The 20,657-nt window shown below is 45.8% G+C and carries 23 protein-coding genes and 1 riboswitch; of the genes, 16 read left to right on the top strand and 7 right to left on the bottom strand.

Annotation, left to right across the window (positions count from 1 at the left end; all coding sequences use genetic code 11):
* Positions 1-20: 20 nt before the first annotated feature.
* Positions 21-1,655 carry a thiamine pyrophosphate-binding protein gene (locus EH198_RS03450; protein ID WP_246014075.1) on the bottom strand — a complete coding sequence of 545 codons (1,635 nt, stop codon included), beginning with the start codon at positions 1,653-1,655 and terminating at the stop codon, positions 21-23.
* Between the two features lie 164 nt (positions 1,656-1,819).
* Positions 1,820-1,916: riboswitch (cyclic di-GMP riboswitch) on the bottom strand.
* Between the two features lie 270 nt (positions 1,917-2,186).
* Between EH198_RS03450 and EH198_RS03455 the strand changes: the two genes are divergently transcribed.
* The 5 genes from EH198_RS03455 (at position 2,187) to EH198_RS03475 (ending at position 6,402) form a co-directional block, all read left to right on the top strand.
* A complete protein-coding gene (locus EH198_RS03455; RefSeq protein ID WP_124694133.1) occupies positions 2,187-2,489 on the top strand; it encodes a Dabb family protein in 303 nt (100 codons plus the stop codon).
* A 96-nt stretch (positions 2,490-2,585) separates the two neighbouring features.
* Positions 2,586-2,960, top strand: coding sequence for a hypothetical protein (locus EH198_RS25410; RefSeq protein WP_124694134.1), 375 nt, complete (start codon positions 2,586-2,588; stop codon positions 2,958-2,960).
* Positions 2,961-3,150: 190 nt separating this feature from the next.
* Positions 3,151-4,626, top strand: a complete 1,476-nt coding sequence (locus EH198_RS03465) for a protein adenylyltransferase SelO (RefSeq protein WP_124694135.1) — start codon at positions 3,151-3,153, stop codon at positions 4,624-4,626.
* Between the two features lie 188 nt (positions 4,627-4,814).
* Positions 4,815-5,594: a DeoR/GlpR family DNA-binding transcription regulator gene (locus tag EH198_RS03470; protein ID WP_124694136.1), complete on the top strand. Its 780-nt coding sequence runs from the start codon at positions 4,815-4,817 to the stop codon at positions 5,592-5,594.
* Positions 5,587-6,402 (top strand): Cof-type HAD-IIB family hydrolase, encoded by an 816-nt coding sequence (locus EH198_RS03475; protein ID WP_124694137.1) that lies wholly within the window; start codon positions 5,587-5,589, stop codon positions 6,400-6,402. The genes EH198_RS03470 and EH198_RS03475 overlap by 8 nt, the downstream gene beginning before the upstream one ends.
* Positions 6,403-6,502: 100 nt before the next feature.
* Here the strand turns inward: EH198_RS03475 and EH198_RS03480 are convergent, their stop codons facing one another.
* Positions 6,503-7,633 carry a hypothetical protein gene (locus EH198_RS03480; RefSeq protein ID WP_246014076.1) on the bottom strand — a complete coding sequence of 377 codons (1,131 nt, stop codon included), beginning with the start codon at positions 7,631-7,633 and terminating at the stop codon, positions 6,503-6,505.
* A gap of 331 nt (positions 7,634-7,964) precedes the next feature.
* Here EH198_RS03480 and EH198_RS03485 point away from each other — a divergent pair, with 331 nt between their 5' ends.
* From EH198_RS03485 to EH198_RS03515, 7 genes are read left to right on the top strand one after another with little or no spacing between them, the layout of a single operon-like run.
* Positions 7,965-8,903, top strand: a complete 939-nt coding sequence (locus tag EH198_RS03485; protein ID WP_124694139.1) for a hypothetical protein — start codon at positions 7,965-7,967, stop codon at positions 8,901-8,903.
* 24 nt (positions 8,904-8,927) lie between these two features.
* The gene (locus tag EH198_RS03490; protein WP_124694140.1) at positions 8,928-9,500 is read left to right on the top strand and encodes a hypothetical protein; all 573 of its coding nucleotides are present in this window, start codon (positions 8,928-8,930) and stop codon (positions 9,498-9,500) included.
* Between the two features lie 24 nt (positions 9,501-9,524).
* Positions 9,525-9,989 (top strand): cytochrome b/b6 domain-containing protein, encoded by a 465-nt coding sequence (locus tag EH198_RS03495; protein WP_185702732.1) that lies wholly within the window; start codon positions 9,525-9,527, stop codon positions 9,987-9,989.
* A gap of 23 nt (positions 9,990-10,012) precedes the next feature.
* Complete coding sequence (locus tag EH198_RS03500) at positions 10,013-10,312, top strand: hypothetical protein (RefSeq protein ID WP_124694142.1); 300 nt, start codon at positions 10,013-10,015, stop codon at positions 10,310-10,312.
* Between the two features lie 3 nt (positions 10,313-10,315).
* The gene (locus tag EH198_RS03505; RefSeq protein WP_124694143.1) at positions 10,316-10,696 is read left to right on the top strand and encodes a hypothetical protein; all 381 of its coding nucleotides are present in this window, start codon (positions 10,316-10,318) and stop codon (positions 10,694-10,696) included.
* The gene (locus EH198_RS03510) at positions 10,678-11,367 is read left to right on the top strand and encodes a hypothetical protein (protein WP_124694144.1); all 690 of its coding nucleotides are present in this window, start codon (positions 10,678-10,680) and stop codon (positions 11,365-11,367) included. The genes EH198_RS03505 and EH198_RS03510 overlap by 19 nt, the downstream gene beginning before the upstream one ends.
* Before the next feature lie 12 nt (positions 11,368-11,379).
* Positions 11,380-13,020: a multicopper oxidase family protein gene (locus tag EH198_RS03515; protein ID WP_124694145.1), complete on the top strand. Its 1,641-nt coding sequence runs from the start codon at positions 11,380-11,382 to the stop codon at positions 13,018-13,020.
* 78 nt (positions 13,021-13,098) lie between these two features.
* Here the strand turns inward: EH198_RS03515 and EH198_RS03520 are convergent, their stop codons facing one another.
* The 5 genes from EH198_RS03520 to EH198_RS03540 all read right to left on the bottom strand — a co-directional run bounded on the left by EH198_RS03520 (position 13,099) and on the right by EH198_RS03540 (position 16,417).
* On the bottom strand, positions 13,099-13,722 hold the full coding sequence (locus tag EH198_RS03520; RefSeq protein ID WP_124694146.1) for a class I SAM-dependent methyltransferase: 624 nt from the start codon (positions 13,720-13,722) through the stop codon (positions 13,099-13,101).
* A 15-nt stretch (positions 13,723-13,737) separates the two neighbouring features.
* Positions 13,738-14,214 carry a hypothetical protein gene (locus EH198_RS03525; RefSeq protein WP_124694147.1) on the bottom strand — a complete coding sequence of 159 codons (477 nt, stop codon included), beginning with the start codon at positions 14,212-14,214 and terminating at the stop codon, positions 13,738-13,740.
* A 10-nt stretch (positions 14,215-14,224) separates the two neighbouring features.
* A complete protein-coding gene (locus EH198_RS03530) occupies positions 14,225-15,364 on the bottom strand; it encodes a ParM/StbA family protein (RefSeq protein WP_124694148.1) in 1,140 nt (379 codons plus the stop codon).
* Positions 15,365-15,391: 27 nt separating this feature from the next.
* The gene (locus tag EH198_RS03535; RefSeq protein WP_124694149.1) at positions 15,392-15,667 is read right to left on the bottom strand and encodes a hypothetical protein; all 276 of its coding nucleotides are present in this window, start codon (positions 15,665-15,667) and stop codon (positions 15,392-15,394) included.
* Between the two features lie 168 nt (positions 15,668-15,835).
* Positions 15,836-16,417, bottom strand: coding sequence for a hypothetical protein (locus EH198_RS03540; RefSeq protein WP_124694150.1), 582 nt, complete (start codon positions 16,415-16,417; stop codon positions 15,836-15,838).
* A 183-nt stretch (positions 16,418-16,600) separates the two neighbouring features.
* Here EH198_RS03540 and EH198_RS03545 point away from each other — a divergent pair, with 183 nt between their 5' ends.
* The 4 genes from EH198_RS03545 to EH198_RS03565 all read left to right on the top strand — a co-directional run bounded on the left by EH198_RS03545 (position 16,601) and on the right by EH198_RS03565 (position 20,592).
* On the top strand, positions 16,601-17,791 hold the full coding sequence (locus tag EH198_RS03545) for a cell wall-binding repeat-containing protein (RefSeq protein WP_124694151.1): 1,191 nt from the start codon (positions 16,601-16,603) through the stop codon (positions 17,789-17,791).
* 490 nt (positions 17,792-18,281) lie between these two features.
* A complete protein-coding gene (locus EH198_RS03555) occupies positions 18,282-18,989 on the top strand; it encodes a response regulator transcription factor (protein ID WP_185702733.1) in 708 nt (235 codons plus the stop codon).
* Positions 18,986-20,395: a sensor histidine kinase gene (locus EH198_RS03560; protein ID WP_124694153.1), complete on the top strand. Its 1,410-nt coding sequence runs from the start codon at positions 18,986-18,988 to the stop codon at positions 20,393-20,395. Before EH198_RS03555 ends, EH198_RS03560 begins: the two co-directional genes overlap by 4 nt.
* Entirely contained in the window at positions 20,392-20,592 is a 201-nt protein-coding gene (locus tag EH198_RS03565) for a hypothetical protein (protein WP_124694154.1), read from the top strand. Before EH198_RS03560 ends, EH198_RS03565 begins: the two co-directional genes overlap by 4 nt.
* Positions 20,593-20,657 lie beyond the last annotated feature (65 nt).

A 20,657-nucleotide genomic window follows, 5' to 3' on the forward strand; every position in this document is an offset into this window, starting at 1 on the left:
ACCTCCTAAACGTTTTATGTTTAATTCAGATTCAATACACGGTGTGCAGTAGGGGGCACTTCGTCACGATCAGTCAATAGTTCGATGACAGCAACACGGTTTAAAGCCACAGCTTCGCTAATGGCGGCAGCAAATTGATCTTTAGTCTCGCATCTGAAGCCGGTGGCTCCTAGAGATTCGGCAAACTTCACGGCATCCATAGGAACTTCAAATATCGTTCCGTCAATTCTGCCTGTGGTTTTTTCCATACCTTTTAAAGCCATATCGAGCTGCATATTGTTCACAACGATGAAAATAACCGGAATATTCTTGCAAACGGCGGTATTTATTTCAGTGCCGAGCATCATGAAGCAGCCGTCGCCGGTAATGCAGAATATCGTTTCTTCAGGAGAAGCAACCTTGGCGCCGATCGCCATTCCGATTGCGTTGCCCATGCAGGCAAAGTAGGCGTCAAAGACAAAGCTTCCCGGTTTCTTCACGTTGTACCATTTCACGGCGTTGAAGCCGTGGCTGCCATCATCCACAAATACCGTATTGTTATAAGGGATCAGGTCGCTCATGATGCTCATCACCGATGCAAGTGAAAGATTGGGCAGAACTGGCAGTTCTTCCGAATAATGAACGGCGGTCTCCGTTTCGCGTGTTTTAATCGCGGCAGTGTCAACATTCTGGAGAACCAGCGACAGATTATCGCGTAAATCGCCACCGACCGCAATCGTATGGGAGTTCAGGATTTTACCTACAAAAGTAGGGTCAACATCAAACTGAATCAGCGTCTCCGGATGGTTCTCCGCCTTGAGATTGCAGGTGGTCATATCGCTGAGCCGCGACCCAAGCACGATAAACAAATCGCTATGATTCAATAGGTCGTCGCCATGCTTGCATCCGCCAACACCTACAGGTCCGTGGTACAGCGGATGATCCCAGACGATAGAGCCTTTGCCGCCGGGAGTGGTAACGACAGGAATATTGAAGACTTCCGCCAATTGAATCAATTCCTCATGCGCGCCTGAGCGGTTAACGCCTTTGCCGGCAATGATGAGAGGCTTTTTGGCATGGTTAATGGCGTTGATAACCCGGCCAATATTCGCGTAATTGACGAGTGTTTCCCTTTCAGGGATAACGATTCGGCATTCTTCAAGCGGCTCTGTCTGGACATCGAAAGGGATGCAAAGATGAACAGGCCCGCGTTGGCCACCGAGTGCAACAGAAATGGCATGGTTGAAAATCGTGCTGAAATGATCGCCGCGTTCCACCAGCTTGCTGAAGAGCGTTGCGGGTCTGAACATTTCCGCCAAATCGGCTAGATACGAAGAGGAATCCTGGCACTGCGGAATACCCAGCTCTTTAATGGATTGATGCCCTGTTATGAAGAGGACAGGGAGGTTGTTGGCTTTGGCGTGCGCAGCGGCGGTAAGGAGGTTGGTTCCTCCCGGGCCGGAAGTGCCGAAAGCCACGGCGAGATTTCCCGTCTTGAGGGCGTAACCGGAAGCTTCGAATCCTGAACTGGACTCATGTCTCCCGGGGATAAACTCAATACCGTAATCCACCATTTTCAGAACGATGGGGCAAATGGATTTGCCGATAATACCAAAAGAATGCTTTACACCGAGGTTGCGTAGCGCCTCCGCCATATAGTCTGCGACTGTCTTCACAAAGATCCACCCCACGATTTATTATTGTTTGCTATGTTATCTATCCTTCGAAGTGAAACCGGAAGTTAGAATAACAAGTAAATAGAAAACCTGTACTCAGGTACTGAGCACAGGTCGGTTGACAAATCACCATATAGGACGCTAGACATATAGCATCCCGGTTTTTCAGCAACCTGGCTGTCATGGTCTCAAATGAAAAATGAGACTGTAGATCCATGGCTTTGCGTCATTCCCTTTCGGAGAATTTTGCCCATATTTAGTTTATTTTTTTGAAAAAATAAAGAATAATTACCCTTTACAATATATTCCTACTCTGCTTTTGTCAATATATTTTATACAAAACACCCCGAAATTTGACGAATAATATGATTATCTAAATCTCTGTTTATAAAATAGGCCTAATGTAGGAGTGAACGGGATTGAGAAGAAAGAAAGAGTTGAAAATGACAACCATAAAAAAAGTGCAAAGCAGATTTGCTTTGTCACTTAGGTGAACATGCCGTTTCGCATTAATGAAGGAGGGATTTCACGATGTACGAACATCTTGTAGTATTTAAATTCAATACTAACATTACACCCGCCAAACAACAGGAGCTTCTGGATCAACTGCTCGCCTTTCGGGATCGTATCCCGGGAATATCCGATCTGAGTGCAGGCATCAACGTAACTGAAGAAACGGAAAACATTCATGGCTACACGCTCGGATTAAGGGTTACGTTCAAAGACCTGGAGTCGCTGCGCTCTTATGGACCGCATCCCCTCCATCAAGAGTTTGTGAAATCGCTGGACGGTATATTGGAAAATGTAATAGTGGTTGATTACCCCAAGGTTTAAATTCGAAAAACAAACTTATTTACCGCTGTATTTGTCTTATACCGTTCTATGAAATTCTTAATATACTGTATCAACCTTAGAAAAGGAGTGATATAGTTGGCTAACAGTGATGTACGTCTTGCTCTTTGGTCTGGCACCAATTTTTCAGTTCGTCGGATTCTCTTCAGACGTGGAGGAGTTGCAGTTCGTGATCTTGGAGCGTTTCGGTTTAACAACGTTCTCTCGAGCTTCCGGCTCAGAAATGTGGTGGAGAGATCCCAGGTAACACTTGTACTGTTCTCGCGTATTAACTTTCAGGGGTCATTCCGCGTGTTCCGTGGAAGCCAAAACGTGGCAAACTTGGGTAACTTCAACTTTAATGATGTTACATCTTCGTTGATTTTGGTTGGCCGCAACCTTACAAACTCCGAAATTGCCCGAATTCAAAGTACTGGCATACCGCCTCGTGACATCCTCATAATCAGACAATAATCGGTAATAACGGAAAAGGGTGCCTCGTGCACCCTTTTTTGTGTGTAATTAAGCTGAGTTTTGATGTGGTGAGATCCATGCCCGCCCTGTAAGGGTATAATAAATTATCAGTAGTAAAAACTAAACGAGCTGCCTTGTGTTGATATAGTCAGAAGATAACTAAAATAATCTAATGAAAAACGGAGACACAATGACCGAAAACAAAGCAATTATAGAAACAGGTTGGAACTTCGACAATAGTTATGCCCGTCTGCCTAAATCATTTTTTACCACACAAGCCCTAAACCCTGTACGCTCGCCGAAGCTGGTTATTTTGAATGAACCGTTGGCGACATCCTTGGGGTTAAACGTTCAAGCGCTGCAAAGCGATAATAGCGTAGCGGTGTTTGCCGGCAACCGAATTCCCGAAGGCGCCGTGCCTCTTGCTCAAGCTTACGCAGGCCATCAATTCGGACATTTTACCATGTTAGGGGACGGCCGGGCTCTGCTGCTTGGAGAACAGATCACTCCCCAAGGCGAGCGGGTTGATATTCAGCTTAAAGGTTCAGGCAAAACGACTTACTCCCGCCGTGGCGATGGCCGGGCGGCCCTTGGACCGATGCTGCGCGAATACATCATTAGCGAAGCGATGCATGCGCTTGGAATTGCGACCACCCGGAGTTTAGCCGTGGTGACAACCGGTGAGTCAATATTCCGCGAAACCATGCTTCCTGGTGCAATCCTAACCCGCGTGGCTGCCAGCCATCTGCGCGTCGGCACCTTTCAATACGCTTCGAAATGGGGTACTGCAGAGGACCTTAAGGCCCTGGCTGATTACACGCTGCAAAGACATTTTCCGGAAGTTGAGGCTGATGAGAACCGCTATCTGGTCCTGCTTAAGGAAGTTATCAAGCACCAGGCCGCGCTGATTGCCAAATGGCAGCTTGTTGGCTTTATTCACGGGGTAATGAATACCGATAACATGGCCCTCAGCGGAGAAACTATTGATTACGGTCCCTGCGCCTTCATGGATGCCTATGACCCGGCTACGGTATTCAGTTCCATTGACATTCAAGGCCGTTATGCCTATGGCAATCAGCCGCATATTGCCGCGTGGAATCTCGCGAGATTTGCTGAGACCCTTTTGCCGCTGCTGCATGACAAGGAAGCGGAGGCTGTGAAACTGGCCGAGGATGCGATTTCAGATTTTTCAGTGTTGTTTCACCGGAACTGGCTGGCTGGAATGAGGGCAAAACTGGGGATTTTTAACGAAGAGCCGGAGGATGAATCCCTGATTGAAGATCTCCTGAGCATGATGCAGAAGAATCGTGCGGATTACACCAACACTTTCCGCGCCTTAACTTTTGATAAGCCGGAGGATACGGTTTTGTACAGCAACGCGGAATTTGTTCAGTGGCATGACCTGTGGCAGAAGAGACTGGGCAGGCAGGAGGAACCCAAAGCCTCCTCGCATCAGTTGATGCGAAGCAGCAATCCCGCGGTAATCCCCCGCAACCATCGGGTCGAAGAGGCACTGGAGGCCGCGGTTAATCAAGGCGATTACAGCGTAATGGACCGGCTTCTTGATGCTCTTTCCAGTCCCTACGCGCATTCCCCCGAACAGGCTGATTACTCCACAATCCCCGCGCAAACTACATGTCCTTACCGGACCTTTTGCGGAACCTGAATAACATACCTGAATAACATATTTTTTTCATTCCGCGCAGGGCGCGGATTTTTTTTATTTTAAGGGTACAAATTCTTAAGTTGAATTAATGATGCATAAAAGACGATAAATAATTGTAATGACTTATAGTATGATGTAAAATGACTTACATAAGGACGGATTAAGGAATAGTTAAGGAGACATGGAGCATGTTTCAGGAAGAGCGGATCAATGCCATTACCGATTATTTAAATCAACATCAACGAATTGATATCAAAGAAATTTGCCAACAGTTCGACGTATCCCGCGATACGGCACGCCGTGATCTGTTAAAGATGGAAGAGCTTGGACTTATTCTTCGTACGCACGGCGGAGCCGTTTTACCCCCCAAAAAACACAAGGAGGTCTACGAGTATAAAGAACGCTTGGGCAGAGAATCCAGTGAAAAACGTGAAATTGGACTTTTCGCAGCTTCCCTTATCAAAAATGGAGATTGTATTCTAATGGATGCCTCCACCACCGTTCAGTACGCTGCGGAAAATATTGCATCCGAAAATATTGTTGTCGTTACGAATTCGATTGATATCGCGGATGTGCTTTCCAGAAAAAATTCGGTCAGAACCTATTTGCTTGGAGGTGAGTTAAACCGCCAGCATCGTTTTCTGTATGGCCAATCTACGATCGATAAATTGGCTGATTACCAGGTTGATAAATTGTTTCTTGGCGCATGCGGAATTACTTCCGACGGTTTGACCTACCCTTATGAGGAGGATGGCGTAGTCAAGCGTGAAATGATTAAACGGGCGAAGCAGGTAATTGTCCTGGCTGATCACACCAAGTTTGATGACCCGATGTTTTTTAGAATAGCCGGACTGGATGTCATTGATCTGTTGATCACCGACCGCAAGCCAAGCGAAGAAATGATGGAGAAACTAAAAGAATTCCAGGTGGAATTATTAACGGTCTCGGAGGAGGATAACGATGATTAAGCTGATTGTTTCCGATTTGGACGGTACTTTACTGAATCATTCGCTCAGAATCACGGATAGCGACTGGGAGGCGGTGAAGCTTGCGTTTCATGAAGGGTTTGAATTTTGCATTGCGTCCGGGAGAATGCACTCGGAAATCAAGCTGCTCATGCAGGAATTTCACGGCCGGTATTTTGCGGTCAGCCAGAATGGCGCAACCATTTACAAAAAGGATAAGGAACTTGTGGCTAACTATTTTTTTGAACCGGAAGTCTCATCACAGATCCTTCATTTTTCTTCCAGGCAGAATCATTTTGTAAACTTTATTCACTGTACGGACGACTCCTTTTATACAGAGAATCGAACGGAGGCGACGCTTCCCTATGAATCCCGCATTTTAACCGCTTGCTCTGAGCGCGGAGATTTGGCGGATGCTTTGAAGAACGGGGAAATCATGAGCTGCAAGTATTCTTTTTTTGGAGAAATTGATCAGTTAATTCTTCTAAAAGACAAATTGCAGGATCAGTTCGAAGGCCGGATCGAATCCTTCATTTCGGCTAACGACTGCCTTGACGTCATGCCGTTAAATGTGAGCAAAGGAGCGGGACTATCCTTCATCATGCAGGAGCTGGGACTGAGCCGGAATGAAGTCGCATGCATCGGAGATTCTTTCAATGATCTGTCCATGTTTGCCCTGACGGACCATAGCTTTGCGATGAAGGGAGGCCATCCGGACGTCAAAAAGAAAGCGGCTCATGTGACTAACTCCGTCGCTGAAGCGATCGAACAGATCATCACCTATAATCGCTCGCTGGAAGCAAGACGGTGATCCGGTAGGCGTCGATTGCGTTATTGGTTGGGCGGAAAAACAGGAACGGTTCAAAGCGCAAATCGCCTTTGGACCGTTCTTTTTTTGAGGGGACGCTATGCTACAGGATGCCGCAATTTTTGGATATGCGATCGAGAACATCAGAAGAACTTCCATATTTGCACATGGCGTCACAATCACAGCGAAGATCGGAAAACAAAATGTAGGAAATGCGATGGACGCTCTCCTGCTGAAGGGAAGGGCGAAGCAGCTGAGCCTGGACTTCTTTTTCCCGGTTATCGGGGCAAATCAGGTAAAGCCGGGAATCCTGATTTCCGAGCGACAACGATAAATCATGCAATCTTAGAATCCCCGAGTAGATGGAGGTGCTTTTTTCAACTTCAAAAGCGGATTTGATATTGTTCCTGTCATCCAGCCAGATCACGTCGATGAAGGATATCGTCTCAGCCACGGATTTCGGAACGTTCAACGGCGGCAGGGAAGAGACTGAAAACTCTCCAAGAACATGGTGGTTCCATTTGCGTTTGTGATCGTTCTGTGCGATCCACACCCGGTAACCCAACGCATTTCCGAGTCTGGCCAGATGATACTGCATCTCACTGTGTTCATTTTTCTCTTTAATATCGTTGGTTACGTCCAAATGCCTCTTGAGTTTGGTTTTTTCACGCTTGGCAGCTTCCATCTTCAGGTATTTCTCCGCATTTTCGCTAATGATGATTCGGCCTGATCCGATTTCAAACATGAACCCTGCAATCGCCCCCAAGTCTTTGGAGAAAGCCGAGCGGTGGGCTTCATTCATTTCCATCAGCTCTGCCCGCATCTCCAAATAAGCCGGCCATGATCCAAGCTTGATCTTGCGCCCAAGCAACAGGTTGAACCCATTGACTATCGCTGTATTGAACGGCGGAAACAAGGTAGGATGAAGAAAATATAGGATATTGGCTACTGCCGGTCCCAGCCCTTTGATTTGTAAGCTGTCCAAGTTCAATATCTCCGTCAGGACCGTTTTTTCCTGGGTTGTCTGGGAAACGGACTTTAAGAACCTTCCAAAAGCGAGCTGATGCTCTTCATTTTCGTAAATATCAGGGATACGCATCTTCGGCTTCCAGTAAAAGGCGTGAGCCGCTCCTTCAAAGACTTGCTTCTGCTCACAGATCGCCGCCAATACGAATTCAAGCGGAGAACCTTTAAAATCATTTCCGAATGTCCTTGACTCAATGGCTTTTATCACGTCGATTAATCCGTTTTTTATGGTGCGAAAAGCCTTTAAGCGATCGTTGTTATTTAGAAACCATGTATGATACACGGATTCCGGATCCGATTTATATTCCTTAATAAGCTGTTCGATATTCGATTCCATGTTCCATTAGTTCCTCCATCATGAGACTTAAAAAACCATACTCCGAATTATAATGCGGAATATCGGCAGGGGCTGTGCGTTTTATTTATCTTGAAAAAACATGCTTTCCTCATGGTTTCTTCATACTTTCCCCAAAGTGAATTGCTATTCTTGAGCTACGGGCAAAGTCATCGATACTCTTCATAAAGGAGGTGAGTATGTTTTGAAAGCAATTCGCAGCATTATCGGTTTCGTTCTCATCATCATTATTTTATCCAGCCTTGGATATATCGGATGGTTCGCTTCAAAGAGCGGTCTGCTATCATGGAATAACTTTGGAACGTCCGCAAATGAAACCAACGCACACACCCAGCACTCTGCCATGCAGCAATCGGAGACATCTTCAAGTATGAAAGTGAATCCTATTGATGAGCTGCAGAAGAAAGTATCGAGCGCCAATGAATCGGTTAAGCAGATGTCGGATTTGATGTCGGATTACCCTTATACTGTTCCGGCAAGCACGGCAACTTACAGTAACAACGAATCAGGTGGAACTGGCGGTCAGACCGGTGTGCAAAGTCCGGTACAGGTTCCGAACTTTAAGAGAGGCATATACCTCATGTCCGAGAGTGTATATCTGGTAAATCAGCTGAATCAAACGGTGGAAGCTCAGTCCGGATTGACTGAATCGGCCGCTCCAACCTATCAGACTTATGTAAGCCGCTATAATCTGCTGGTTCAGAGCCAAACAACGCTTAACAACGTTTACATCAAGCTGAATAATGCCAAGGATTTATTCCTGTCCAACGATTCTGAAGCTCCGGCAGCAGATTATAGCGGGCCTGGCGATATCCGGGAAACGAACAAGGCCATTTATCAGATGGCGCAAACGGTTATGGAAATGGAAAGCCTGAACCGGTGGGTCAATAATGAAATTGAGCAAACCGTTGTACAGGCTCGGAATCTTTCTGCCGCGGAAGCATCCAGTACGGTTTCCCCAAACCAATCCAATGGGTTTAGCGTTAGAGGCATTCAAATTCCAGGGCTCATGACGACGATTTCCGTATTGTTCATTGTCTTGTTGGTGGTCGGGTTAATCGGAATGATCCGAAGCTTGGTTGTATCGAGACCTGAACCGGCTAACACGGAAGAAAACATTTAAATTTAGAAGGAGGAGAAACAAGAAATGATGGATATGGATATGTCCGGAAGTGTTCAAGGCTCGGTGGATATGGGGACTTACGGAGGCACAGGGAGTGTTATCAGCGGAATTCTTTCCACTGTGACTCAATTACTGTTGGTCGCTTTGATCATAAGCCTTATTGTTGGAATAGCCGTTTGGCTTAAAAACGCGTATTTCAAAGAGTCCTACAACAAAGGAAAACAGGTCATTAGCAATGATCCGATGTTAAAAACCATATTTATCCTTGCTGCTACGTTTGTTGGCGTAATCATCGTTTTGTATCTGCTGGGCATTTTGATGAATGGCGGATTTAATCCGAACCGAATGGGGATTGTATCCTCTTGGAGCGTCTCGGGAATATTGACCTTCTTTGTAAAACTGTTGACCATTCTTTTTGTAGTAGCTTTGATCGCTTCCTTGTACAGTTATGTGAAGCAAAATATCAATAAAACCCCTGTCGCTTCTTCCAATGGGGCTGTACTTGCAGCAGGAAACGAATTGAAATCCAATCCAATTGAGGAGAAACCTCATACCGACAAGACCAGTCCGGATGAACCGGAAACAAACAAAGACTAAAACGGATTGAGGTTGATGCGGGCAATGAAGTTTGATTTTATCCTTCACTGGCTATGGGCGCTTGTGTTCTCCATCTTGGCTCTTAGCGGAATTGCAATGGCGGGAGCGAAGTATGGTTGGGTGATGCAGTATGATATTGCAACGGCGGATGTCGTGCACCGCTTGGCGGCGGTTGTATATGTCCTGCTGACCCTGATTGTCATCATCTACGAAATCATCCGTATCCTGAGACGGGATAAGACCAAAAAGCCATGGCTTGTATTCGGTCCATCCGGTTATGGACTCTTTACCTTCATTACCACTCTGACTTTTATTATTACCGGAGCGATTATCTGGCTCTTCATGGATAGTAACCACGCGGCAACGGCTTTTACACTATGGATTCATGAAAAATTGACTTACCTGGCGGTAGCGAGCGTGATCTGGCACATCTATATGAAGACCCACGCATTAAAGTGGCCCAAGAAAAAGGCACAAAGAGGAAGATAATCAAAGAAGGGAGGGCCTTCGTCATGTGGATGCAGAAAAAATGGTTTATGTTGTTGATCTGGTTTGTTACGACTTCATTCTTCTTTGTCTTTGCCGCCATATTGATCTCGATGTTTCGCTTTGGGCCGACCGAACAAGAGAGCATGAGTTTCATGATGGGTATGATGAAGGCCATGGAAACCTCCCTGATGGGATTGTCCATGCAAGTGAAAGAAGACGCAAATGTGCAAAGGTTATTGTTTGAGAGCGTTCAATTCGCATTTCCTCTATTAGCCATTAGCATTGCAGGCGGCGTCTACGTACGGTGCAGAGGAAAGGTGTAACCCATGTTCAATAAACAAAAACGGCCGTTCTGGCAGCTCAGCTCCGTGTTTGCAATCATCGTCATACTTGTGCTGGCCCTTTCCTGGAGCAATAAAGCAGAAAATGCGGCCCAAATGGATGCTTCAATGGCTGACATGATGAGCAATGAGACTCTGGGTTATGCAACCGTACCGGATTTGTTCACTCTCGGTACAATGGACAGTCCGGAAGAATCATCAGGCAATGGCGAGCATGCCGGGCATCATGACCAAGAAGGAAAACTGTATGCTATGCATCTTATAACAACAGCACTTCTTGTGTTTACACTGCCAATCATTATAGCAGGGGCCTTATTTCTTGCCATTGTATGGCCGAAGCCCGTCAAATGGAGGAACTCAAAATGAATGCTCTTGGAGCCTTTGGAAACTTGTATATGGCATCCCTGCTGATTCTTCTCGTCGTTGGTTTGCTGTTTACCATTTATTATCTGTTAAAAAAAACGTACGGCTATATTACTGTTGCAAGCAAACAAAAAGGAAGTAATACAACAAGCTTAATTGGAGGGATTTCCCTAATGAAAACGAATGGTTGGATGAAATTGGCAATTTTCTCGTTTGTCGGTTTGATTATCTCTGTAATTTTACTTAATTTAACGAGTCCCTCAAACACAAATACCACTACGTCAACGAATAATCAGCATAACGCCCATGTTAACGGGACTGCAGGAGTCGGCGCTTCGATGCAGGGCACAATAAACGGTGCCGTACCGATGGATCAAATGAATGAGATGATGCAGCGTATGAACCAACTGCAGCAGGAAATGATGCAGATGCAGCAGCAGTACATGGGCGGCGGGCAATCCAATATGAACCCGGGTATGAACCCGGGCAGCATGGGAGGCAGCATGGGGACCCCCGGCGGCATGGGCAACTCTAGCGGCATGGGCAGCATGGGAGGCGGCATGATGGATGACATGGACATGATGAATATGGGCAGCGGCAGCAGCAACATGAATAACGGCGGCAATGACAACAATATGAATAGCAGCAGCGGCGGCGGAATGGGAATGATGTAGGAGGAATGGGGCTTGAGCAATAAAAGTCTTGTATGGCTGTTTTTCTTGGCATTGATTATTGGCGGGACGGCAGCCGGTATCTTTATAAGTAATACCTCGGCTTCCAAAGATTCAACTACTATTGATAGTGTAAATGAAGTGGATACTGGCGCAACCAATCATCAAATGAACCATAGTTCTCATGGAACTGCGGGTGCGGGTACTGCTGACAGTATGGGGGAAGCGATTCCCCCTAGTCCTTCTCCCTCTCCTGAAGCAACTGCGGGTACTGTCCAAGAGGAGCAGGCGACTTTACCGCATCCTAAATCCGGGCAGCCTGTAAAAGGTTTTACCTTGACAGCCATGGAAAGTAATTGGGAATTAGCATCCGGCGTGACCCAAGCGGTCTGGACATACAATGGTACTGTGCCCGGTCAAGAAATCCGGGTTACGCAAGGAGATTTTGTTCGGGTTACGCTGAAAAATGAACTTCAAGTACCCGTCACTATTCATTGGCACGGTTATCCTGTAACCGCAGGTTCAGACGGTGTTCCCGGGATTACACAAGATGCGGTGAAGCCTGGCGAAACCTATACCTACGGGTTCACAGCCGATGTGGCGGGAACGTATTGGTATCATTCTCACCAGGAAAGCTCGGAACAGGTCGACAAGGGACTCTACGGCGCTCTCATTGTGGAGCCGGAACAATCCGAACAGCCGGATAAAGACTATACATTAATCCTGGATGAATGGATGAAGGAAGGCGGAGACGCTCACGGCGCTCACGGATCGGGAAGCATGAGCGATGAAGAAATGATGGCTTCCATGTATAATATTTATACGGTAAACGGCAAGTCGGGATCATTGATAAAATCTCTTGAGGCTAATTTAGGAGATACCGTCCGCTTGCGTTTTATTAACGCCGGATATCGTTCCCATGGAATCCACATTCCCGGAGAGTTCCGGGTAGTAAGTACGGACGGACAGGAAATAGCGGAGCCTGCCGTGGTCAAGGATGAGATCGTTAACATCGCTCCCGGAGAACGTTATGACATCGAGTTGAAAATCAACTCGCCAAAGGATTATGCAATTGAAGCGCATGACGACAATAAATATAACGATCAGTTGGTTATACCGGTTAAGGTATCGGGAAGTAAGGGCGAAGAAATGGAAGTGCAGCACGATCAATTAACCGCGTTTGATCTTTATAATTACGGCAAGCCAGCCGAGTCTGAATTAAGCAAAGTCCAAAAGTTTGCACTGGAGTATACTGCCGTGTTGAATTCCAAGATGAACGGGAATGGGCAAGTGTATACGATCAACGATAAAGTCTTTTCAGAACTCCCGGCTCTTCAGGTGAAAACCGGCGATTATGTAAAGCTGACGTTTGAGAATCAAGGTACGGTGGATCATCCGATGCATGTACACGGCCACTTTTTCCAAGTCCTTGAGAAAAACGGGATTAAAGTAGAAAGTGCGATCATGAAGGATACCGTTATGGTTAAACCCGGTGATAAGATCGTCATCGCCTTTAAGGCCGATAATCCCGGAAACTGGATGATCCACTGTCATGAGCTTCACCATGCTGCGGGAGGAATGGCGCAACAATTGACTTACACCGATTTTAAATCGGGTTATACTCCTCCTTCTAATGCAGCGAACAAACCGGAATAGATAATGGGAAAAAATGGCTATCCCGAAAGCCGCCACAAGCGACATTGGGATAGCCATATCTTTTTTTCAATTAGTGCATTATTTCGCACGTTTATTGGGGGTTAACACGAGTCTGCGGACGATGGAACCCATTAAGGGTACATTTTCCTCGATGCTAAAACCCGCTTTTTCAATATTTTGCAATGTTCTGCGGTTGATGTTAGCCCCTGAAATTCTGACTGTGATCGGATTGAGCAGGTCCATTAATATTCCTGCAAAAGGCTGCTCGCTGCGCATATGCTCTAACAGAAGCACTTTCCCGTCCGGCTTGCACACTCTTCGGATTTCCATTAAGCCGGCTACAGGATCCGGCACAGAACAAAAGACACAGGTCGCAATCACATAATCAAAAGAATTGTCGGGGAAATCCATATGCTGGGCGTCCATCTCCAAGAGGGTTACCGGAAATGGAGCGTGGAGTGCTTTTTGTTTGGCATAACGTAGCATGCCCGGGCTAAAATCAATACCGGTAACACCCGCTGCATGTGGTGGATAATAAGACAAATTGGCCCCGGTCCCAACGCCTACCTCCAATACCTCACCGTCCACACTACCGAGTAAGTCGGCCCGCCATTCTTTTTTGATCATCCGTTCCATTACATCAAAGATTCGCGATATCCGGTCATATCGTTTTCTAATAATGTCTGATCCATTTGTTTTCATGCTTCATGATTCCTCCTAATCCTCGTCAAGAAAGAATCCAACGAGTTTGTTATGGTAAGAAGTACTGATCCGAAAGGAATCATGGTTAGATTGTGACGCCGTAATATCCGTTTCTGTATTCAGAGGGACCTCACTTATTTCAGGCTGTGTTAGGGATGCTGCTAAGCCATTGGATAAGCCATTGGAAGAAGAAAAGGACGGCATGCCGCTGGTTAATTGCGAAATCCAGTTCATTAACAATTGCTTGGTGAAAGGGTGATTGAACCAATCCTGCTGTTCCTCGGTAAGATGCTCCGGCAACGGAAGTACTACATGCGGTTTTTCCTTAAGGCATGCCTGATTTAGCGATTCGATCAACAACTGCGTAATTTTATTGCTGAATGTTCTTTCGCCTGATTGTTTTAATTGTTCCAAATAGGCCAGAATCGTCTGCGGAGTATTATCAGGCAAAGTAATGATTATCGTATGGGATTGCGGTGAGGAAGAACCCATTTATGACCACCTACTTTGTTGTGGCAGACACTTGTTCATTTTTATATTGAAGGTAGACAGACAGTAATTTGTAATATGCCCTTGCAATCATCCATATTGAATCCTTCGTTCCGACAAAGCGAAGCGGATAACCCTCTTCATGTTCATTGATCTTCTCAAGGTAAGGTTTAAGCAGCAAGGAACCTCCGCCGATTTGATAGGAAACGCGGATACTTGGAACCTTGTTCCAAGAGCTCCGGATCAATTTATATTCTTCACGGGCGATCTTGACCAATACTTCATCCACAATAGACTGGATGCTTATCCGTTTCCCTCTGAACCAGATGAAATTTCGTTCCTCTTTGTTTGCTGAAGTAATTACTTCGACTAATTGTTGTCTGTTCAAGAACCGGTATCCGATTTCGTGCTGGACCCGTTCGATAATTTCATCCAGATAGGGGGAAACTCCCTCTTTAATTCCGTCCGAATAAAAATTGTCCACGGTCCCGTCCTCATGAATAATAGCTGCATCGGTTGACAGCCCGCCAATATCATTAATAAGCACGGTCATCCGCGTCAGGTCCTCATTACGGACCGTTCCGTCATCATTCGTCGTCAGATCAATTAACGCGACATGACCTTCAATATTAACCAGCACTTCTTCGAACTTCAATCTTATCACTTTTCCGCCGATTTCCGGAGTGGTCTTGAATCGCACTTCATGAGTATTGTCCTTTAGTTTTGCTTTAAAGGTTTTGCGCTTTCCCCGTTTAGCTTCACTTAAAGGCAGCCCCGTTGAAAGATAATATGTAGCTTTGATAACTCCATCCTTTTCACTCAATGCTTGAGCGGCATCATAAGCCAATGCAGTCAGCAGCATAACCACGGGCTGATCGGACTCCGACTTTTCACTAACCGTTGTGAGTTCGTCATTATGGTTATATCCTCCGGCCAGATTACCGACAGCATAAATTCCTTGCCCGCGCTTAAGCGCATTAGAGAGAATCTCCACATGGAGACCGTCCAGGGGATGCTTTTCGAATTCCACTATATCACGGGATGGGCCGATTTCGGCGATAACATTTGGAATATAAACCTCCTGATCCAGCCCTTGAACATAGGCTTTTAACGCATCGTTGCCGATATCTACCGCGGCCTGTCTGATACTCATGTCAATTTCCTCCCTTATTAGCCTGTCCTAATGCTTGTTTTCCAAAGTGATGGCAGTGTCATTGAAAAAGTTCCGCTTTACATAGTCGAGTGCAAGGCTGCTGCTTTCGCTTTGCTCAATATGGCGGTTTTGAGGCGGGATTATGATTTCAGAAGAGAGACGGGGCGGATGGTTTCGGCTTGATGCAATGGCATACAAATGGACAAACCTCAATATTCCCAAAGTAATCGTTGCCAAGGTAAGAAGAATGAATAGGAGAAGGACAAAGGCAATGGAATCTGCAAATAAAGAATTATTGATCATTTAATAACCCTCCATGCTTAAACCTTTTTTCGAAAAACATGATTGTTCATCTCCTTGTCCAGAATTTTCACTAATTTTTATACTTAATTTACCAAATAAATATGTTGAATCTATGTAGATTTTTAGTAGAGGTATAAAAATAGACGAGCGGGTCCAATCTGGTGGTAATTATTTCATATTCATCATAGTATGGCTTGGATGCTTAGGGTTAGGAACCAAAGTGCCGGTTGAGTTGTAGACGGAGTAAAGAATAATTAAAGCAGTGATTGCCAGAAACATAAGGGATGGAGAACGAAAGATCCAAGCGGAGCGTTTCAGAACAGATTCCTCGATTTGACCTTGGAGCATAAGGGTATGAACAAATTGGAGGAAACCGCCGACGACCATAAAAATAAAGATTACTCGATTCCACTCGGACGAAGGCAGCATAACAATGAGCATCGCCCCCATCAAACCGGCCATCATGCCGGATAATGCCCCGTTTAGAAATGCTCCGATATGGATTATTGAGCCGGTTATCCCTCCGGCAAGAATGCCTGTTAGCACACTGATCAACAATGACAGGAATAGGTTTGATGAGAATCCGGCGCCAATGATCGTCCCGCTGCCAAAGCCGACAACCATCCCGATAACCATAGGCGAGATCATTGCAATATTGCCAGTAACGGCGGAACGGAAGCGATGAATAAAACCAAACGACCAGCAAGCAAAAAAACCGTAAAAAATAGCTGCGATAATCCAGTTGAACATGAGTGCAACCCCCTGCTTGTTTATATAGTATCGTATGTGCCTTGGGTTAAAGTGCATGCCTGACTTTTTCGATCTTAACTCCAACCTAATAATCATTATTATTACAAATTGATTCCACATAATTTCTACATATTTTTAAGGTAAAGTGGCATTAATTTAACATTTCAAAATGGAGGGAAAATGATGATAAAAGGTTTAGCGGTTGTTAGTATCACTTTAGTATTAAGTGCAGTCCTGGCCGGCTGCCAAATCGGGAACAAAGCGGCTGAACCGGCGGCTGAAGACACCAATAAATCATCCGTTGCTGTTCCTTGGGTAGGCACTAAAAATACAACGCGGATTAATACATCCGATCCGGTTGAAGCGGCTGTTCTGGTCTCCCGCACGCTCTGGACAGCGGTATCCGAAAGCAACAGACCGGCAAGCGTTGTGTTGACGGATGTAAGCAACTGGCAAATTGCAGCCGTGAGCACCGATTTGATTCACCATCCGAGCAATGGCCCGGTTCTTTTCTTCGAGAAGGATAAAGTCCCCGAAGCCACGCTGGAGGAATTAAAACGTTTGAAGCCGCTAGGCGCAGAGAGCAATGACAACATCCAAATCGTGATTGTCGGTCCTGTTTCTGCAAGTGTTGAAGAACAGTTAAAAGGTCTGGATATGAAGACGGACAAGATTGAAGGTGAAGAGCCGGCCGCCGTAGCCCAAGCGATTGATACGTATTATGCCAAAGTTGCGGGCGAACTGCCGCAGGCCGTTGTGGTTGGATCTATGGACAGCCCGGAATATACGCTGCCTGCGGTGAATTGGATTGCCCATATGCCTGAACCTCTGCTATACGTTACGAAGGACGAAGTTCCTGCACCGACCGTGGAGGCATTAAAGGAACGCGGAGGCAATGCGGTTATTTATCTAATCGGACCAGAATCCGCTGTTTCTTCTAACGTGGAAAATGAATTGAAATCCTATGGAACGGTTACCCGTATTTCCGGTGATGATCCGTACGCAAACTCGATTGCCTTTGCTCAGTTTAAAGACAAGAATACTCAGTTTGGCTGGGGAATCACCACGCCTGGACATAACCTGTCGTTCTTGACTCAGGATGCCACCCTGCTTGCCATTGCTGCGGCTCCGTTCTCACACTTGGGCAAACATGCCCCGTTGATTTTTACCAATAAGGACGGCTTGCCGGATTCCGTCATGGAATACACAATGGATCTTCAACCGAAATTCCAGGATTCGCCGGCAGAAGGACCATACAACCACGCTTGGATCACAGGCGATACCTCGACCATTTCAAACGGCGTACAAAGTGAAATCGATGATATGCTGGAAATTTCGCCTGCTTCCGGCGGCAATCCGCACGCAGGCCATTAATAAAACCAGAACTCAATTATGAACAAGCTGGCACCGTAACCAACGGATCGTCAGCTTGTTTTTTTAACCTCAACCTTTCAACATATTTTCTCCATAATCCTTCCTTACAATAAGACTATAAAGTTCCACAAAGAAATACAGAGCTTGAAATCCTATAGAGAAAAGAGAGGTATTCGTGATGAGCTGCTGCGGAAATCATAACCATGGAAGCCAACATAACGGTAACAACAATGATGATCAAGGAAAGAGCAAGAAATATATCTTAATGATGAAATTATGCTGTATCGTCCCGATTGTTCTGGTAGCCGTTTTGCTTATTGCTAATTCCGTGAAAGGAGCGTCCGGTAATATACTGACCTACGGCCTGCTTCTGCTTTGTCCCCTTTCCCATCTAGTATTAATGCCCCTATTGATGCGAAACAAGAAACACTCAGCAAACGAACGATCCAAATATTAATTTAAAACTCAGAGAATAAAGAAGGTGGGCATTGTGTCGAAGCTTCATGTGTTAATCGTAGATGATGAATGGAATATGAGGAACCTGCTCCGGATTTATTTGATGAAGGAGGGATTCCAGATTAAGGAGGCGGCTACAGGACTGGAGGCGTTATCCATGATCAGGAAGCATTCCTTCGATATTATTTTACTTGATGTCATGATGCCTGATATGGATGGCTGGCAAGTATGCAAGGAGATCAGAGAAACCGAAACGGTTCCGATATTAATGCTGACGGCGCGAACGGAAACTAAGGATAAAATCCATGGTTTGGGTATAGGTGCGGACGATTATTTAACAAAGCCGTTTGATTCGGAAGAGCTCCTGGCCCGAATATATTCGTTAATCCGCCGATCAACGATTACACAGACTTCGCTGCCTCAGCAGTGGGTGCTTGAATTCCCGCAAATGACCATATTCCCCGATGCGCGGGAGATTCGCATTCAAGAGGAACTGGTGGATTTTACACCGAAGGAGTTCGATCTGCTGGCTCTGTTATCCCAAAGCAGGCAGCGCGCCTTCAGCAGGGAAGAGCTCGTTGAACGGTTATGGGGATATGATTATGAGGGCGAAATCCGGGTGGTGGATACCCATATCAAGAATATACGTGAAAAACTCCAGAAGGCTGGGATGACTTACAATCCCATTCAAACGGTATGGGGAGTGGGCTATAAGTTTTTTGTTTCCGGAGAACAAGAGTGAGAAGCAACCGGATCGGATTTAAACTTGGCTTGATTATTATCAGCGTGTTCTTGATCGTGTTGGTATTTCTGGGATTCACCATTGACCGTATGTTTACTAACTATTATTATGCCCGCATGCAGACCGACACGGAGGAGATTACTTCCCACTTTGCGCTAATGGCGGACTCTACAGATGCAACGTCAGAGCAGACAATGAAGACTTTTGCCGAGTTCTCCAATGTAAGTATTTTCAATATCCGCAAAAATGGAGAGGTCATCCTTCATTCGGGAGTCCACGATTCATCGGACCGAACCTTTATCCGGGTCTCTGACCTGTATAAGATTTTTGCCGGAAAAAAGGTGAACTTACTGTATGAGGATGCGGCAGGACACCGTTATTTTGTATCGGGGCAGCCCATTCATGAAGGAGGGGCTGTTGCTTCCGCCCTTTATGTCATGTCTTCTACCGAACAGATGGAGAAATCGTTGTCCGGCGTGCGAAATTTACTCATCCTCTCCGGATTGGGCGCATTTTTGCTGGCCCTTGGGATCACGTGGATTATCGCTCAATTTTTATCCCGTCCGCTTCTGCAAATGCAAAAGGCGACCCGCAACATTGCCGCCGGTGAGCTTGAAACGAGACTGGAGCTTAAAAGCAGGGACGAAATGGGCGCCTTGGCCGAAGCAATCAATGATCTGGCGGTTGATCTTCAGCGTTACCGGGATACGCGGCAGGAATTTTTTGCAAATATATCCCATGAGCTGCGGACGCCGATCACTTATCTGGAGGGTTATTCCCGGGTGGTCAAAGACGGGTTGTACGAGACCGAAGCGGAGAAACATCAATACCTGGATATTATCTACGAAGAATCGGTCCGGCTTCAGCATCTGGTCGATGATTTGTTTGACCTGGCCAAAATGGAAGAAGGAAGAATTACACTTGTCTTTGAATGGGTTGATTTGTCGGAACTCTCTAAGCACGCGGTCAGGAAGGTTGAACTGAAGGCCAAACAAAAAAATCTGAGTCTTTCAATTCAGCAATCCGGCGCGGCCTCATGCGTATGGGCAGATCGCAAACGGATGGAGCAGATTGTACTGAACCTGCTTGAAAATGCCATTCGTTATACAGAGCGGGGAGGCATTAAGGTAAATTTGCTATATGAAGCCGCTTCTGTAACATTTATTGTAGAGGATACCGGAATGGGGATTCCCGCGGATGAGCTTCCCTATATTTTTGAACGGTTTTATAGAGTGGAAAAGTCCCGCTCCCGTCAATTTGGAGGCACTGGACTAGGATTATCTATAGTGAGGAAATTGGTAGAACTACAAGAAGGGAAAATCCAAGTTTCCAGTAAAATAGGAGAAGGCACCCGATTTGAAATTCGGTTTGTCCTGCAATCAGACTTTGGGGAGGAAAGCACATGAAAAAAATAGAGTGGCTGATTGCCGTATTTTTTATAGGAATGGGTTTAATGTGTATGAGCATATCAGCGCTTTCTTTCCAAAGCGATTCCTTACTGCAGGTAGGCGGCTATATCAAAACCTTATTAATTTGCGCAATTTTGCTGATCGCCATCATATTTCTGCTGGTCCAATGGATTCGTGTAAGAAAAAAACGTTGAATTAGGCCGTTTAGATCGTCCAGGATATCTTTTCACTCAAACAATATCCTTATCTGACTCCGCAG

This window comes from Paenibacillus rhizophilus, assembly GCF_003854965.1.
Taxonomy (GTDB): Bacteria; Bacillota; Bacilli; order Paenibacillales; family Paenibacillaceae; genus Paenibacillus_AQ; species Paenibacillus_AQ rhizophilus.